The following is a 16,035-nucleotide window of genomic DNA, read 5'->3' on the forward strand; positions in this document are numbered from 1 at the left end:
AGAATCAAAACCATTGTCATTTATTGTTCAACCATGGAAGGAGGTCGTAATGTTTATAGAGTTTCCCGGATTCCTCAATGATTTGTGAAAGAAGGATATCAATGGAATCAAGTAAAGAGTTTAAGGCTTGTTTAACAGAACCACTCTCAAATTGCTCTAAGGGCACAGGTAACTCTTCCTCGTCCAAAATAAAATGTGACCCATCCGGAAGCACCATGATATCAATGATCAAATCTTCAAAGGATAACAACTTATCAGCCATATATGTATTTTTTACAATATTAAAATAGGAACCTAAATAATTGCCTTCATTATCTCTCCAAATGTATAAATTATAAGGGCGGTCCTTCCAATAATAAGCAATCGTATAACTTCCAATGGGTATGTTTAATTCTATAGGACCCGCTTTCATCGTGAACGCATCCATGATTTCATGAAAAAGCACAACATGCTGATTTTGTGCGTTTAACAGCAAACAGGTATGTTCTACAACTAAAGAGTCATAGCGGATTTTTCTTTCAATTATTTCATCGCCACGTTGAAGTGCTGTTGTGAATATTTTGTCCATCATTCTATTTCTCCCTTAAAAACCATCTAGATCATTATGCCATTTGTTTCTTTTCTACATTGGTAAATTTCAAAACCTAATTTCACAAGTACCGAGAAATTAGGCTTTAACTATTTCAAAATCGTTCACTACCAGAATGTTGTTTATTGGAACTTATCCTTGATACGCATGCTCTAAAGTTTTAATGTCAATTTTCTTCATTTGGAGCAGCGCTTTCATCATTCTTTCCGATTTTTCAGGATTGGAGTCGTTTACCATCTCGGTTAGGTTTTCTGGGATGATTTGCCATGACACGCCAAATTGATCTTTCAGCCAACCGCACACTTGCGCCTTTTCATCTCCGCCTTCTGAGAGTTTCCCCCAATAATAGTCCAATTCTTTTTGATCCTCGCAATGGATGATAAATGATATTGCCTCTGTGAATTTGAATTGCGGACCGCCATTTAATGCTACGAATGTTTGTCCTTCCAATTCAAATTCCACGGTCATCACTGAACCCAATGTCTTTCCATGGATTTGATTTCCTTCATTTCCATAGCTAGTGATTCTTCCGATTTTAGAATTTTCGAAGATGGATGTGTAGAACTTTGCCGCCTCTTCGGCTTGTGAATCAAACCAAAGGTTAGTTGTGATTTTTTGAATTTTGTTTTTCATCATTTTTCTCCTTTTTTGTTTTCATCCTTGCTATATGATCATGGAAATGAGAATGGATTCGATAAGATTAAATACCTTGAAAGTACCCTTTTACTATACACCATTTATGATGAACCAAGATAATGATGTATGGTTAGGTTGTGTTTTGTGTATTCCAACCGATCATTTAACTAATCCCCTTTTTCCTTTGCTTGTTACGATATCCTTGACTCAAGGTGATGGAAATACAAAAGGATATAGAAACTTTTCAACCGTGAAAAGTCCTATATCCAAATTCCGTTTCTCAGCTTTCGAAGTTGAATTGCCATTGGATTCCGAATTTATCGGTTAACTGACCGTAAATTTTACTCCAGAATGTTTCCTGCAGCTCTAGACCAACCGTGCCGCCTTCACTTAGTTTGTTAAAGATCGATTTAATTTCCTCCACATCATTACCGACATATGCAAGGCTGATATTATTTCCTTCTACAAAAGGCATACCAGGAAAAGTATCTGAAAACATGATATTACTACCATTAATAGTAAGCCTTGTATGCATGACTAAATCTTTCGCTTCTTCTGGCAGGGGAAATTCTGGATTAGGCGGTGTTTCCCCAAAGGTCATGATATTTGGTTGTTCCGTTCCAAAAACCTCTGCGTAGAACTCTACTGCTTGTCGACAATTCCCATTAAAATTAAGATATGCATCAACTGACATGTATCTCACTCCTATTTTCTTATTTTTCATTGCGCCAAATTTATTACTTAATGCATGATTACCTTACGAAAAATTCCGGTGGTTCAATTCCAAGGGTTCTAAGATAAATATAACCCTGTCCCCTATGGTGGATCTCATTTTCCAGGGCATATTGAAGTCTATCAAAGTGGCTTTGTGAGGGACCGAAAAAAGGATCTTTTTCAACCACTCCAAGCGTTTCCTCGGTCATTTCCTCCCACAATTTCCTCGTCTCATCCCTTATTGCTTCGCATGCTGATACGAGTTCTTCTTTGGTGGAAATTACGGCAAAGGAATCTGGAAACTCCCAAATACCCAGTGCAATTCCACGCATATATCCAGTCTCAATGTTCATGACTTCTTTAACCATCTCTGCGAAAGGGCGAAGCTTCCCGGCCGGTGTATAATGGAATAATTCCTTTTCAGGGAAAGCTTCAACCACCCGCAACGTCAATCTCCTGTTGCCTTCCAATATATTTAACAAACCCTCTTTCGAAAGAACCACCATTTCACTCTCATTTGATCAATACTCTGTATAGAAGTTCTGTGAAAAATCGAAAAGTCCTGCAAATTCCTGAATATAAAGATTGCATAGCTTTTTTACTAAACAATGGAGCAATTCCATTAATGTATAATTAACAAATCGATAAAGTAAAAAGGGGAAATGTCATATGTTCGGTTCCTTAAATAAAACTAAATTAATAAAAAATGATTTAAAAGGCATTGCGAAATTAATGTATCAGGATGTGTCAGATGACAATTGGGATCAAGAGAACCTAACAAAGAGAAATTTGGATTTTACTATTGAAAGCATTCGTTATATAGATGCTTATACGAAAAGATTAGGCACTACTCAAATGGGGAGAGAACTTTTAAAGAATCATTTTGATAATTTTGTGGTAAGGATAGGTGCGTATATTGGAGAAGTTATAAAAAGGAATATATATCAAGATTATAAATGGTATGAATATGATTCTGTATATCATTTTTCTTCTGCACTTGATTGAAGTGAATAGGGGATTAAAACAGAGACGTTTCTTTACTCCAAAAAGAGAGATAGAGTTATAGTGCCATTGACTGTGGTAGCTCAACATCTGGAAGGGAGTTCGGCACATATAGATTTCTTGGAATATGTAGAAGAAACAATTAAGCGAAATTCGTAAGAGATATCTGCTTTCCTTAAACAATTGTGTTGGTTTTCAAAAATCTTCCCAAAAGAGGGAAAATTCAATTTTTGTAAATATTGATTAAATCTTTCATTTATTATACGATTTAATCAGTTATATTTTTCCAACCAGCATGATGCTTATACATAAACGATTCAATTAATTACGGAACAAGCAGAAAGGGAGAGAAGCCAATGATTAATAAAGTCGGTCAAATTATGTTATACGTTAATAACCAAGATGAGTCATTGAAATTTTGGACGGAAAAATTCGGATTTAGCGTAATTTCTGAAGAAGATAACGGCCAAGGGCTAAGATGGATTGAAATAGCCCCAACAAAGGATGCACAAACGAGCATCATCCTGCATAATAAGGAATTCATTGCTAAAATGCAGCCTGAATTAAATCTTGCTACACCTTCATTAATGTTTTACTCGGAAAATCTTGATGAATTATATAAAGACTTTTCGGAGAAAAATATCAAAGTGGGAGAACTTGTAAATATGCCATCTGGAAGAGTCTTCAATTTTGCTGATAATGAAGATAATTACTTTGCGGTCATGGAAAAAAGTAAATCATTTAGCTTTAGGTAAAAAACATCAAAACGACTAGAAAAAATATTTTTAGTCGTTTTGATGTTTTTTGATAAAACTACCCTCTTTATGTAACTAGTTAGTCTTCAGGCCTTGGCCCAGCAGGAAGTCCAGAGTTCTCAACCGTTTTGATCGGCCGAATGGTTATGTCTCCATTCACGTAAATTTGACAAGATAAACGCAAATGATCTTCCATTCCTTTTTCCTCAAAGACCTTTTTTTCTTTATGTGTGACCTCCAAAAAATCACCTGCCAATATTTCCACTCTGCAAGTTGTACACTTAGCTTTCCCACCGCATCGGTGGAGAATATTTATTCCGTTATCTTCCAATGCCAATACTAATTTTTTTTCCCATTTCAACTTCAAACGTTCCTTGGTCAAATACTGTTACATAAGGCATCTTATACCACCTCTTATTATAGGATATCTATCAACAGGTCATTAATATAACTATTCTCTTAACTTGTCCATATGACATAAAAAAATGTGAAGTCACTGCTGATTGATAGTAAAGATGAATAATTAATTATCGTGAAGACAAACTTTAAGTACATTCATAATTATTAATGGAACAAGGGATAAATAAAGCTAGGGAAAATAAGCATGGTCTTTTAGAGGCAATTAAGATGTCGAATAATTAAAGGGAGGTGCATGCCTGTGAATAATGGCCATTGTGATTTTTCACCAATGAAACAAACGTTAAAAGAGGAGATACGCCAAGTAATATCGGCATTACAGGATAACTTAGAAGCAATGGGTGATGAAAATTATTGTCTTCTTGGAAATTTCGAGAAAATAAAGGATAAATTCATATACATTGATATGAAAGCAGCAACATTTTATTTAAACTGTTATTTGTCACCATTTACGGACAAATATCCCGAATTATCAACTTGCGTTCAAAATTTATCGAATTTGAGACATGGCGGGTTGATTGTAATTCAACGGGGAGATCCCCTTGATTCATTGATTCAACCCGGCATTTCAATAGGAGCGGAGTTAACCCATTCTTTATTGGAATCGATTTTTTTTCCTGGAAATCCACTGCATGATGGTGCCGTTTTGGTTAGTCAAAATCAGATTGTTTCCGCAGCAAATGTCCTTCCGCTTTCAGACAGGTCAACCGGGGGAAAGAAACTGGGAACACGCCACCGCTCTGCTTTAGGTTTATCTGAACGGAGTGATGCCCTTGTATTGGTAGTATCAGAGGAAACAGGAAGAGTTTCATTTGCATTGAATGGGAAACTGTACCCAATTAATACACACGGGCCTATATAGATTCACACCTGGAATATTTAATCGGGTAAATAAGTAATCGCTAGATCCTTTTTAGGCTTTTGTAATTTATAGCTTAATTTATCAGAATTACAGGTACAGAAAATTTCATGAATTCATCAACCCGGTGATTTTTACCGGGTTTTTGGTTGCTTTTTATATAAAAAAAGGCATATGATAAATAAGGAGTCTCAAGCAGATAAGTTATAAAACGAAAGAGGATTTTACATGATAACCATTAAAAGTGAACGAGAAATAAATTTGATGCATGAAGCGGGCAAACTTCTTGCTGCGACGCATAGAGAAATTGCAAAAATGATAAAACCGGGAATCACGACTTGGGAAATCGAAGAATTTGTAGATAAGTACTTGGCAGAGCATGGTGCTACCCCAGAACAAAAGGGCTATAACGGTTATAAATATGCAACATGTGCATCAGTGAATGATGTGATTTGTCACGGGTTTCCGCAAAAGAAAGCCCTAAAAGAGGGAGACATCGTCACGATCGATATGGTGGTGAACCTTAACGGCGGTTTGGCGGATTCAGCTTGGACATATGCAGTCGGAGAAGTTTCCGAAGAAGCTCAGCGCTTAATGGATGTAACCAAGAATGCTTTATATAGAGGCATTGAAGTTGCACGGGCAGGAAATCGTCTCGGGGACATCGGGCATGCAATCCAGTCATATGCAGAAGGTGAAAAGTTTTCTGTTGTCCGCGATTTTACAGGACACGGAATCGGCAAAACCATGCACGAGGACCCTACCGTCCTACATTATGGTAAGCCAGGTAAAGGTGCCCGTTTAAAAGAGGGCATGGTCATCACGATCGAGCCTATGCTGAATGCAGGAACATGGCATATGAAAATGGACCAAGACGGCTGGACGGCGAGAACGGCAGATGGAAAGCTTTCCGCCCAATATGAACATACCCTCGTCATTACAAAAGAAGATCCGATCATTTTAACGGAACAGTAAGAAAAAAAAGAAACGGCCTTATCATAGGCCGTTTCAGACTGTAGACAAACTCGATGAAAATCGAGTTTGTCTATTTTTATGGCTTGTACAATTTGGACGTTGATTTCCACTCCAGGCACTCGCTTTCCGCGGGCGGTCGGGGAGCCTCCTCGGCTTTCGCCTGCGGGGTCTCCCCTAGACGCGCTTTTCCCGCAGGAGTCTCGTACCTTCCGTTCCAATCAACTTTGTCTTACCTTTTAGATAGAACACTTTTGCCTGGAGTCATGTTTGTTTTAAAATAGAAGTATTAAAACTTGAGGTGATGAGGATGCTTTCTAAACATGATTCTATTCAGCGAGATCAACTTGAAATGATTACTTTAGATCAACTGGTGCCACCGAACCATTTGGTTCGTAAAATGGAGGCTGCCATTGACTTCACTTTCATTTATGACTTGGTGAAAGATATGTATTCAGAGGTAGGACGCCCAAGTATTGATCCAGTTATTTTAGTTAAACTGACTTTCATTCAATATACCTTCGGTATTCGTTCCATGCGTAAAACGATTGAAGAAGTTGAAACCAATATGGCTTACCGTTGGTTCTTAGGCTATGGTTTCCATGATAAAGTACCTCATTTCTCTACGTTCGGGAAAAATTATGAGCGACGCTTCAAAGATACAGATCTGTTTGAACAGATTTTCTATCGCATTTTAATGACAGCTGCTAATAAAAAGTTAATAAGTGCTGAACACGTTTTCGTGGATTCCACACATGTGAAAGCCAGTGCGAATAAACGGAAATTTGAAAAGAAAATCGTTCGTAAAGAAACACGAGCGTATCAAGGACGTCTTCAAGAAGAAATCAATCAAGATCGTGAAAACCATGGAAAAAAGCCTTTTCCACCAGATAAATTTGATAAAGAAGAGACCAAAGAGATTAAAGAAAGTACAACGGATTCTGAGAGTGGCTACTATGTGAAAGATGAACGAACAAAACAGTTTGCCTATTCATTCCACGCGGCCGCAGACCGCAACGGTTTTGTATTGGGAACGATTGTAACACCTGGAAATACACATGACAGTCAGATCTTAGAGCCACTAGTTGAACAAGTGATTGAGAAAGTTGGAAAACCGGAAGCCGTTGCCGCAGATGCAGCTTATAAAACACCAGCGATTACAAGCTACCTATTTAACAAAGAAATCATACCGGCTTTACCTTATACACGTCCTCGCACCAAAGAAGGATTTTTCCGCAAACAGGACTATGTATACGATGAACATTTTGATTGTTACCTTTGCCCTTCGGGCGAAACTTTAAAGTACTCAACAACAAATAAAGAGGGCTATCGCGAGTACAAATCGCCAAAACAAATTTGTACAACATGCTCATTTTTATCTCGGTGTACAGAAAGCAAAGACTGTCAAAAAGTGGTGACACGGCATATCTGGCAAACACATGTGGAAGAAGCAGATCATCTGCGTCATCATCAAGATGTAAAACCTATATATGCAAAACGTAAAGAAACGATTGAGCGTGTATTCGCAGATGCAAAAGAAAAGCATGGTATGCGTTGGACTACTTTAAGGGGACTTAAAAAATTGTCGATGCAGGCGATGCTTACTTTCGCTGCCATTAATTTAAAGAAGATGGCCAATTGGACATGGCAAGGTCCAAAAATGGCCTAACATAGTGGGCTCGTAGAGCCCCAATCTCTAAACTTTAGGCGAAAATTCAAAGGGAATTTCAAAAGGGGTTCAGAATTTTTTAATTCCGAACCCCTTTTGTCTACAAACTGAAACGGCCTTATCATAGGCCGTTTCTTTTTTAGTTTTAAACTATTTCACAATAAACCTCGACAGAATATTCGGAATTCTCCTATCCCACAATAGATCGAATCCAAAAAATTGGTACTAGGCAGTTTGGCATTAAAAACTTTACTATTATGTGGCAGCACAGGATAATAAGGGGAAGGAAGAAATATTTAATTATATACAGTATTAAGGGGGGAATGACTGTGAAGAAAGGGGAGAAACTGTCTGCGACGGTAGAAACCGTGGGGTTGAGCCAGCGCGAATTTTTAACGATTTTCTTACTTCACTCTTTGAGGATAAAAGCGAATTATCCAAGGGCGATTCATCAGGACCTGAAAAATACGTTCACTGGAAAAGTGCATAGCTATGACTATTTATGTAAAATATCGAATACGCTAGTCGAATCCAATCATTTATCATTATATACGAATAAGGGAAGAAATTATTATCAAATAACGGAAAAAGGCAAAGAGCTTTACATATGGTATCAAGAAAATTTCCTGGAACGGTTTTCCGAAGTGAAAAAGGTCATTGATCGCTTCATGTTCGATTTAAGGGGATCTGGTGAAAACCCACCGGTTGTAAATGAGCTTCCAGAAGAATACAGGTCTTATTTCTCGAAAATAATATCGGTGAAGGATCTTGTCCGTTATGTAACTTTAAAAGCCGCTTTCACTAAGAAACCCATTTATATGGGGGAAATTGGCGATCTGCTTAAAAATCAGTTCGGTTGGATCGCTTCTAACGGCTATTTATACGATTTATCTCATGAAATGGAAGAGAACGGCCTACTTGTCGGCAGGTGGGAAAGTGAAAAACGAACTAAACGGTATTTACGAATAACCGATGAAGGACAGCATCATTACAAACAGATTGCGGATTCTGCGGCCTTTCAAGTCCAGGAAATTCAAAAATACATGGCCAGTGTCGTTATGTTCTTAAAAGAAAAGAGTTATTGATTAGAGAAATGGAACCCCTTAATTTGCAAGGAGAATGAAGTTACATGCTTAAATTGAATTGCTCAAGGGTAAATGTTACTTAAGACACTTCTTAAAAAGGGGGAATGAGTGATGGCGGAAAAACAAGATGAAATGGGAAGCATATTCAGTTTCATTAAAGGCCAGGTAGATAAGCTCCCAATTTCACAATCGAAAAAAACCAAAATGCTCGACCAGCTCTTAAAGCTGAAAACGATGACTGTTGATGCAAGGGAACCGCGAATTGCTCTTGTCGGAAGAAGAGGGTCTGGAAAATCCTCACTGATCAATGCGATGTTTGGTCAGGAACGGCAATATGTCAGTTCCGTTAAATCTGGAACGGGTAAGGGGAAATGGTTATGGTACCCGAGTGATGCCGAACCCAAAATTCGTTTACTGGATTCACGCGGGCTGGGTGAGAGTGAAGCTCCTACGGAAGAGTTCGAAGAAGATACACCATTGGATGAATTGATAAAAGCGGTGACTGAAGAACAGCCTGATGTGTTTCTTTTCTTGATTAAAGCAAAAGAAGCGGATTCACGAATTGAAGAAGATTTACAAGAATTGAATAAGCTGCGCAAGATCGTTAAAGAGAATCACCATTATGATGTTCCTGTCATCTGTGTGGTCACACAAGTGGATGAATTAGATCCGCCACATTATAAACAAGTACCTTTTGATGCCAATCCTAAGAAAAAAAAGAATATTGATGAAGCCATCGTTTTGATGTCAAAACGATTTAAAGATAGTGAAATACCACTTTTGAACATTATTCCTACTTGTTCGTATATTGATTTTGATGAAAGCGGAAATATTGAATATGATATGCGTTGGAACATAGATTTGCTTTCTGATTACTTAATTGAGGCCTTACCCAGTGAGGCGAAGCTGAAGACTGCCAAAGCGATGCAGAGCCAATTCGTTAAGAAGAAATTCGCGCGGACGATAGTGGGAACGTTTACGGCAATCGCAGGTCTAATCGGTGCAGAGCCAATACCTTTTGCCGATTTTCCCATTTTGACCGGCATTCAGGGTTTGATGATTGTGGTGATTGGTTTTATCGCGGATAAAGAAATCAATACGAAAACGGCAAGTGAATTCATTGCAGCGTTAGGAATCAATGTTGGCATCGGACTCCTTGTCAGGGAAGGTGTCAGGGCTGCAGTCCGTTTCATCCCAGGAGCTGGTCTAGTCGTTTCCGGTGCGGTAGCGGGTGCCGTCACTTATGGAATCGGGCAAGCCGCGATAGCTTACTTTCTCGAAAACAAAAATATTGATCAGGCGAAGGAGGCTTACAAGAACGCGAACAAAGAATATAAAAATGAAGACATTGACTCTTAATGTGCAGATTCGAACCATAAACTACACTAAGGTGATATGATAAAGTGGAGTTAGCCGTTCTGTTTCTGCTGCTGGATGGTTCAAGATTTTTGTTTACTAGAGGAGGAATGATCTTCATGTCGTTTTTTCAATCACAGAAGCAAAAAGAATATATACAAAAATTAGAGGAAGCGATTCAGTCCTTTACCGGCCGATCTGAGGCACTTGATGATTCAAAGGGATTTCCTTATGAAAACATTCAGGAGTTAAAGGAATTCGGATACCCCCAATTAACTTTAGCTAAAGAGCATGGCGGATATGGCGGTTCCTTATATGATTTTCTCCTATGCCAAGAAAAAATAGCTCAATATTGCGGCCCAACAGCCTTAGGAATAGGCTGGCATGTCGGAACGGTACTTTCCTTATCGGAGAAGAGACCATGGGAAAAAGGAGTCATGAAAGAATTGTATGATGAAGTTTCGAAAGGTGCACTAATCAATACGGCAGCATCTGAGGCTGGAACGGGGAGCCCGACGCGCGGAGGCCGACCGGAAACCATCGCGATCAAAAAGGGTAATCAATGGAATTTGAATGGCAGAAAGACTTTTACTACACTCTCTCCCGTCCTTGATATTTTTCTAGTAACGGCATGGGTACCCGAGGATGAGCGACTTGGCACATTTTTAGTTCATCGTGATGTAAAGGGTGTAAGTATAGAAGAAACTTGGGATATGATTTCCATGCAGGGGACAGGAAGTCATGATCTGGTGTTAAAAGATGTCAGCCTGCCTGAAAAGTATTATGTCATGAAAAGCAATCCTGGTGAAAAAAGAAAACCTGAAGCGTGGCTATTACATATACCGGCTTGCTACTTGGGAATCGCAGTGGCTGCCAGAAATTACGCAGTCGAATTTGCGAAAACCTATTCTCCGAATAGCTTACCAGGACCAATCAGGGACCTTCCGAATGTTCAACGCACAATTGGGGAGATGGAACTGGAATTGGGTGAAGCACACCATTTCCTCTACTCTGTCGCAGAAAAATGGGTGCGGCAGCCTGAAAATCATGATGAATTATCGAAGCAATTGGGGGCAGTTAAGTTATCGGTCGTCAACAAATCGATTTCCATCGTCGATAAAGCGATGAGAGTCGTCGGAGCCAAAAGTTTACAACGAAACAATCCCCTGCAACGCTACTATAGGGATGTACGCGCAGGACTTCATAATCCTCCGATGGATGATGCGACAATCACCATGCTCGCAAAATCAGCTCTTTATTAATTCTTATTCAAATATTTTTTTGATGGCACTGAAATGATCGTTTCAGTGTTTTTTATTATTCTTTTTCTAACATTATTTTGTGTTTTCGTTTTAAGTACAGTTTTTAGGTGTAGTCTTTTTTCGTACACATGTAAGACTTCTAGAGTGTGGAGAAAAATAGTATTAGAAAATCTCTGAATCGGTGCTTGGCTTTTTTATGTTTTATGGGCAGTGCAATAAAGCGATTGAAGGTAGTGTAGAGAAAAGAACCTTTGAAGTGGAATTTAATCCAGACATGTACCATAACATTAAAAAAAGAACGTGCGAATTGTAGTACGATTTCTTTTAGAGTAACATATACTTTACCGGGGTATGGTTTATAATTTGTATGGTTTATCATTACCCTGGTCGTTAATTGTTTCCATACAATCCTGAGGAAAAAGGAAATGGCGTTTATACTCTGAAATTCGACTGCCTGAATACTCTTATAATGTGTTTGTTGATAGTAAACCCGGAAACCTTGCTATCAGGTTAGTCCGATAGAGTTTGAGGTTGATAAAAATTTGAGGAGAATTTAAATTTTATGGTAAAGTCTAGTGCTATCCATTCGTTATAGAGGCCAAATAATAAGGAAAAAGGGGAATTTATATGAACTTAGATGGGGTTAGCAAACATCTATTAATTTGCAACGGGAAAACATGTACGAAAAATGGGCAGAAGAAGTAACAGAGACGATTAGAGGGGAATTGAAAAACTTAGAACTACAAAAGGAGATTCACACAACAAAAACATTATGCAACGGCCAATGCAAGCATGGTCCGATTGCTGTTCTATATCCACAAGGAACCTGGTATAAAGAAATGAATAAAACAAAAAGTAAAGAACTTATTCGTCAATTGAAAGAAAATGACAATGTTCATCTAGGTTCTGAACTTTATTACCATGATGGGAAAACATTCAAGAACCAGCAGAGTGAATGAACTGTAACATCTCACTTCTATATCTAAAAAGGGTTTCTGTATAGGACGCTTTTCTGGAAGAAAAAAATTTCGATATTCAGTGGACTGATCATTTTTAACAAATCAGTCGATAATTCTCCCCATTAATACTAATTGAAAATAATGGTAATTGAAAATTGTTCTCTTGGAAAATTCAACAGTTTTACCAATATGGAAAAAAGTACCTACCCGATCTTTAAGAACGGGTATTTTTTATATAACATTACCTCAATTTCTTTCCTGGATGGAGGAAGAGGTAACTTTTATTTTCCTCATAATAATTTCACTAGCTTATCATTATCTATCTTGTTATGATTGATATACCTGTCTAAATATTCGAAAAATATCGAAAGTTCGGTGTAGAAATGAATCTTATGACCAAAGATTTACTGATTAACTTTTTACTTATCCTTTTTCCGATCTTTTTATTGCAAATGAGCTATCTAGTGAAGTACGTATACCGTTTAGATGCATTAAAAGGATCCTTCCTATCGATTTTCCCTATTCTTTCACTTGTTCTATGCATGCTATTTCCCGTTGTAATAGAAGAGGATTTTGTTTGGGACCTTAGATGGATCCCTTTTCTGTTAGGCGGTTTATATGGAGGCTATCGGTTAGGAATCATATTGATAGTCATCACTCTTATTATCCGTTATTTATCAGGGGGTGATAATGGATTTTACATATCATGCATCACTTTTCCACTTGTGGGTGTTTCCTTGTTTTTTATATCTAAATACTATTTGAAACTCTCTGTCAGTAAAAAAATTCTCATCGGTATATCATTAATCTTCATTGTACATATTCTCACGCAGTTTATTTCAACAGTAGTATTTGAACTTACTATCGGCATAAGTCTATGGAAACAATACTTCACGATCCAAGTCATTGGAATCGTTGTTGTAATCTTACTATGGGAGGTCATCCTCACTAATTTTCAGGTTCTCGAAAAATTAGTGAAAGCGGAAAAATTGCAAATCGTTAGCCATCTGGCTGCAAGCATATCTCATGAAGTCAGAAATCCCCTTACAGTTACCAGGGGCTATATACAAATGTTAAGCGAAGACGTTTCTTCCCATACAAAGATCAGATATGCAAATATTGCATTGAAGGAATTAGATCGGGCCACGGATGTCATTAATGATTATTTGACGTTTGCTGCCATAAGCCCTGAAAACACGGAGCGATTAAAGGTATCGGAGGAAATTCAGCATGTCGTGAACAGCATAAAACCCCTGGCTGACAATAATGGAACAGAATTGAAGTTATCCTTATTCGAAGATGGAGCTTATTATATCATGGGGGAAAGGAAGAAATTCCAGCAGAGTTTGTTCAATATCTTAAAGAATGGCATAGAATCGATGGACCATGATGGCAAAATATACGTACATTTGATTCATGCTGCCTCCACCATCCAAATTAAGATCCAAGATCAGGGAATTGGAATGACACAGGAACAAATATATCGTTTAGGTGAGCCTTACTTCACGACAAAAAATAAAGGGACGGGATTGGGCATGATGGTTTCATATAGCGTTATCAAAAGCATGGATGGTACGGTACATGTGTCAAGTGTACAAGGGAAAGGGACATGTTTCTCCATTAACCTGCCCATACATAAATACGAGCCTAATTGAGTTTAGTGTAAATTGACAGTTTTAAAACTCATAGATTACAATTTAAGTAAATTACCAATTATTATGAAATAATTCAATGACGCATTTGATACCTAAGGGAGATGATTGAATGAAATCGCTTACAGATGGACAAATCATTTGGGAACCGACAAAGGAACAAATCGAGCAAACGGTATTGACGCAATATGTGAAATGGTTAAAAGAAAAGAAAGGTTTAACATTTCATGATTATCATGAATTATGGAAATGGTCGGTAGATGAACTGGAGCAATTTTGGGCTTCAATTTGGGATTATTGTGATGTAAAAGCCGGCAGGAAATATGACAGGGTTTTAGCGGAGCAATCTATGCCAGGTGCGAAATGGTTCGAGGGGGCAAGGCTTAATTATGCTGAAAATGCATTATTGAATGATCAAGAAGAGAAAACGGCGATATTTTTTCGTTCCGAACATATTAGGCAGCAAGAGGTTAGCTGGAAAGAGTTGAAAGAAAAAGTGGCCTCTGTCGCCCATTCATTAAGGAAACTTGGTGTGAAATCCGGTGACCGTGTTGTTGCCTATATGCCAAACATACCCGAAGCGGTGATAGCTTTCTTGGCAACTGTGAGCATTGGTGCCATCTGGTCCAGTTGTTCACCTGACTTTGGGGCAAGAAGTGTCATAGATCGTTTCAAACAGATTGAACCGGTTGTATTACTGGCGGTTGATGGGTATCAATACAATGGAAATGTACATGATAAAACACCAGTCGTCTCACAGCTTAAACAGGAATTGGTCTCTGTTAAGCATACCGTGCTGGTTCCTTACATAGAAAAGAAGATTTTGGAAGTGAGTCTGACAGATACGATTCCGTGGGATGACCTTTTAAAAGAAAAGGCAGAATTATCTTTTGAAAGTGTTCCTTTCGATCATCCGCTTTGGATTCTCTATTCATCAGGTACAACCGGGATGCCAAAACCGATTGTACAAGGGCATGGCGGTATATTATTGGAGCATTTTAAATCAACAAGAATCCATCAAGGCTTGACTTCCGAGGATACCGTATTCTGGTTTACGACGACAGGCTGGATGATGTGGAATCTCCTTATGGGTGGTTTGCTAAATGAAGGTACCATCGTCCTTTATGACGGCAGTCCTTCTTTTCCGAATATGGAGGTTCTTTGGGAATTGGCGGAAGATACAGGCATGACCTTCTTTGGAACAAGTGCACCATTCCTTACGAATTCCATGAAGTTAGGAAACAAGCCTCTGGGAAAATATGATTTATCGAAATTGAAGGCTCTTTTTTCCACTGGAGCTCCATTATCTGGAGACGGTTATATATGGGTGTATGAAAATGTCAAAAAGGATATCTGGCTCAGTTCATCCAGTGGCGGGACCGATGTATGTGCCGGATTTGTAGGCGGAGTTCCAATATTGCCCGTGAGAATCGGAGAGATACAAGGAAGGGCATTGGGTGTTTGTGCGGAAGCCTTTGATGAGCATGGTCAAACATTGATTAATGAAGTCGGGGAATTGGTCATTACCAAACCGATGCCGTCCATGCCGCTATATTTCTGGAATGATCAAGATGGGACAAGATACTACGAGAGTTATTTCGATACGTATCCTGGTATATGGAAACATGGTGATTGGATAAAGATCGACGACAAGGGCAGCTGTATCATTTATGGACGTTCCGACTCGACCATCAATCGTTCTGGTGTACGGATGGGAACTAGCGATATCTACCGGGTCGTCGAAGCGATAGACGAGGTGATGGAAAGCCTAGTCATTGATAGGGAAGTGCTTGGCCGCGGTTCCTCACTGCTGTTGTTCGTAGTCCTAAAGCCCGGGGAAAGTCTGGATCCAGCATTGACGGCAAAAATCAAGGAACAAATCAGAGGGCATGTATCCCCTCGCTTTATCCCTGACCAAATCCATGTCGTTGGACAAATTCCTAAAACGTTGAACGGAAAGAAGATGGAAGTCCCGATACGTAAAGTATTATTAGGTTTCGAGTTTGATAAAGTAGTGAATGCAGACTCCATGGGAAATCCAGAATCGCTACAGTATTTTAAAGAATTGGCACTCGAGTTGAATGAGAAAAAAATATTCTAGAATTCAG

The 16,035-nt window shown here is 38.6% G+C and carries 15 protein-coding genes and 1 pseudogene; 11 read left to right on the forward strand and 5 right to left on the reverse strand.

From position 1 onward, the window contains the following. Positions 1 to 16 precede the first annotated feature (16 nt). From MHB45_RS09920 to MHB45_RS09935, 4 genes are all read right to left on the reverse strand, one after another. On the reverse strand, positions 17 to 568 hold the full coding sequence (locus MHB45_RS09920) for a DUF402 domain-containing protein (RefSeq protein WP_048686461.1): 552 nt from the start codon (positions 566 to 568) through the stop codon (positions 17 to 19). Between the two features lie 153 nt (positions 569 to 721). Beyond that, the gene (locus MHB45_RS09925) at positions 722 to 1,222 is read right to left on the reverse strand and encodes a VOC family protein (RefSeq protein WP_048686392.1); all 501 of its coding nucleotides are present in this window, start codon (positions 1,220 to 1,222) and stop codon (positions 722 to 724) included. Positions 1,223 to 1,505: 283 nt separating this feature from the next. Then, a complete protein-coding gene (locus tag MHB45_RS09930) occupies positions 1,506 to 1,919 on the reverse strand; it encodes a VOC family protein (RefSeq protein ID WP_048686391.1) in 414 nt (137 codons plus the stop codon). Positions 1,920 to 1,977: 58 nt separating this feature from the next. Further along, complete coding sequence (locus tag MHB45_RS09935) at positions 1,978 to 2,445, reverse strand: DinB family protein (protein ID WP_072272980.1); 468 nt, start codon at positions 2,443 to 2,445, stop codon at positions 1,978 to 1,980. A gap of 163 nt (positions 2,446 to 2,608) precedes the next feature. Between MHB45_RS09935 and MHB45_RS09940 the strand changes: the two genes are divergently transcribed. Together MHB45_RS09940 and MHB45_RS09945 are read left to right on the forward strand one after the other, a co-directional pair. Then, positions 2,609 to 2,944 (forward strand): hypothetical protein, encoded by a 336-nt coding sequence (locus MHB45_RS09940; protein ID WP_048686387.1) that lies wholly within the window; start codon positions 2,609 to 2,611, stop codon positions 2,942 to 2,944. Positions 2,945 to 3,297: 353 nt separating this feature from the next. Further along, positions 3,298 to 3,696, forward strand: coding sequence for a VOC family protein (locus MHB45_RS09945; RefSeq protein WP_072272981.1), 399 nt, complete (start codon positions 3,298 to 3,300; stop codon positions 3,694 to 3,696). Between the two features lie 79 nt (positions 3,697 to 3,775). On the opposite strand, the pseudogene MHB45_RS09950 reads toward MHB45_RS09945, so the two are convergent. After that, positions 3,776 to 4,097 (reverse strand): annotated as a pseudogene (locus tag MHB45_RS09950) (2Fe-2S iron-sulfur cluster-binding protein). Between the two features lie 257 nt (positions 4,098 to 4,354). Here MHB45_RS09950 and cdaS point away from each other — a divergent pair. The 9 genes from cdaS to MHB45_RS09995 all read left to right on the forward strand — a co-directional run bounded on the left by cdaS (position 4,355) and on the right by MHB45_RS09995 (position 16,028). Beyond that, positions 4,355 to 4,975 carry a sporulation-specific diadenylate cyclase CdaS gene (gene cdaS, locus MHB45_RS09955; RefSeq protein ID WP_221408391.1) on the forward strand — a complete coding sequence of 207 codons (621 nt, stop codon included), beginning with the start codon at positions 4,355 to 4,357 and terminating at the stop codon, positions 4,973 to 4,975. A gap of 225 nt (positions 4,976 to 5,200) precedes the next feature. Further along, positions 5,201 to 5,947, forward strand: a complete 747-nt coding sequence (map, locus tag MHB45_RS09960) for a type I methionyl aminopeptidase (protein ID WP_048686380.1) — start codon at positions 5,201 to 5,203, stop codon at positions 5,945 to 5,947. A 307-nt stretch (positions 5,948 to 6,254) separates the two neighbouring features. Beyond that, on the forward strand, positions 6,255 to 7,613 hold the full coding sequence (locus MHB45_RS09965) for an IS1182 family transposase (protein ID WP_072272405.1): 1,359 nt from the start codon (positions 6,255 to 6,257) through the stop codon (positions 7,611 to 7,613). A gap of 323 nt (positions 7,614 to 7,936) precedes the next feature. Then, positions 7,937 to 8,698, forward strand: a complete 762-nt coding sequence (locus MHB45_RS09970; protein WP_054395858.1) for a helix-turn-helix transcriptional regulator — start codon at positions 7,937 to 7,939, stop codon at positions 8,696 to 8,698. Positions 8,699 to 8,809: 111 nt separating this feature from the next. Further along, positions 8,810 to 10,057 (forward strand): GTPase family protein, encoded by a 1,248-nt coding sequence (locus MHB45_RS09975; RefSeq protein WP_048684495.1) that lies wholly within the window; start codon positions 8,810 to 8,812, stop codon positions 10,055 to 10,057. Positions 10,058 to 10,173: 116 nt separating this feature from the next. Continuing rightward, positions 10,174 to 11,316, forward strand: a complete 1,143-nt coding sequence (locus tag MHB45_RS09980; RefSeq protein ID WP_072272983.1) for an acyl-CoA dehydrogenase family protein — start codon at positions 10,174 to 10,176, stop codon at positions 11,314 to 11,316. Between the two features lie 677 nt (positions 11,317 to 11,993). Next, positions 11,994 to 12,275 (forward strand): (2Fe-2S) ferredoxin domain-containing protein, encoded by a 282-nt coding sequence (locus MHB45_RS09985; protein ID WP_081088601.1) that lies wholly within the window; start codon positions 11,994 to 11,996, stop codon positions 12,273 to 12,275. Between the two features lie 392 nt (positions 12,276 to 12,667). Beyond that, positions 12,668 to 13,930, forward strand: a complete 1,263-nt coding sequence (locus MHB45_RS09990) for a sensor histidine kinase (protein WP_048882898.1) — start codon at positions 12,668 to 12,670, stop codon at positions 13,928 to 13,930. A gap of 109 nt (positions 13,931 to 14,039) precedes the next feature. Further along, entirely contained in the window at positions 14,040 to 16,028 is a 1,989-nt protein-coding gene (locus MHB45_RS09995) for an acetoacetate--CoA ligase (protein WP_048684488.1), read from the forward strand. The last annotated feature ends 7 nt before the right edge of the window (positions 16,029 to 16,035 follow it).

It is taken from the genome of Peribacillus sp. FSL K6-5616 (genome assembly GCF_038008245.1).
Classification (GTDB): domain Bacteria; phylum Bacillota; class Bacilli; order Bacillales; family DSM-1321; genus Peribacillus; species Peribacillus frigoritolerans.

Excerpts from the sequence above, each read along its gene's own strand:
- MHB45_RS09930 (WP_048686391.1), bottom strand. The coding sequence starts at position 1,919 with ATGTCAGTTGATGCATATCTTAATTTTAATGGGAATTGTCGACAAGCA.
- MHB45_RS09970 (WP_054395858.1), top strand. The coding sequence starts at position 7,937 with ATGACTGTGAAGAAAGGGGAGAAACTGTCTGCGACGGTAGAAACCGTG.
- MHB45_RS09990 (WP_048882898.1), top strand. The coding sequence starts at position 12,668 with ATGACCAAAGATTTACTGATTAACTTTTTACTTATCCTTTTTCCGATC.
- MHB45_RS09965 (WP_072272405.1), top strand. The coding sequence starts at position 6,255 with ATGCTTTCTAAACATGATTCTATTCAGCGAGATCAACTTGAAATGATT.
- MHB45_RS09975 (WP_048684495.1), top strand. The coding sequence starts at position 8,810 with ATGGCGGAAAAACAAGATGAAATGGGAAGCATATTCAGTTTCATTAAA.
- MHB45_RS09980 (WP_072272983.1), top strand. The coding sequence starts at position 10,174 with ATGTCGTTTTTTCAATCACAGAAGCAAAAAGAATATATACAAAAATTA.
- MHB45_RS09945 (WP_072272981.1), top strand. The coding sequence starts at position 3,298 with ATGATTAATAAAGTCGGTCAAATTATGTTATACGTTAATAACCAAGAT.
- MHB45_RS09995 (WP_048684488.1), top strand. The coding sequence starts at position 14,040 with ATGAAATCGCTTACAGATGGACAAATCATTTGGGAACCGACAAAGGAA.
- MHB45_RS09940 (WP_048686387.1), top strand. The coding sequence starts at position 2,609 with ATGTTCGGTTCCTTAAATAAAACTAAATTAATAAAAAATGATTTAAAA.
- MHB45_RS09935 (WP_072272980.1), bottom strand. The coding sequence starts at position 2,445 with ATGGTGGTTCTTTCGAAAGAGGGTTTGTTAAATATATTGGAAGGCAAC.
- MHB45_RS09920 (WP_048686461.1), bottom strand. The coding sequence starts at position 568 with ATGGACAAAATATTCACAACAGCACTTCAACGTGGCGATGAAATAATT.
- MHB45_RS09925 (WP_048686392.1), bottom strand. The coding sequence starts at position 1,222 with ATGAAAAACAAAATTCAAAAAATCACAACTAACCTTTGGTTTGATTCA.
- MHB45_RS09985 (WP_081088601.1), top strand. The coding sequence starts at position 11,994 with ATGTACGAAAAATGGGCAGAAGAAGTAACAGAGACGATTAGAGGGGAA.
- map (WP_048686380.1), top strand. The coding sequence starts at position 5,201 with ATGATAACCATTAAAAGTGAACGAGAAATAAATTTGATGCATGAAGCG.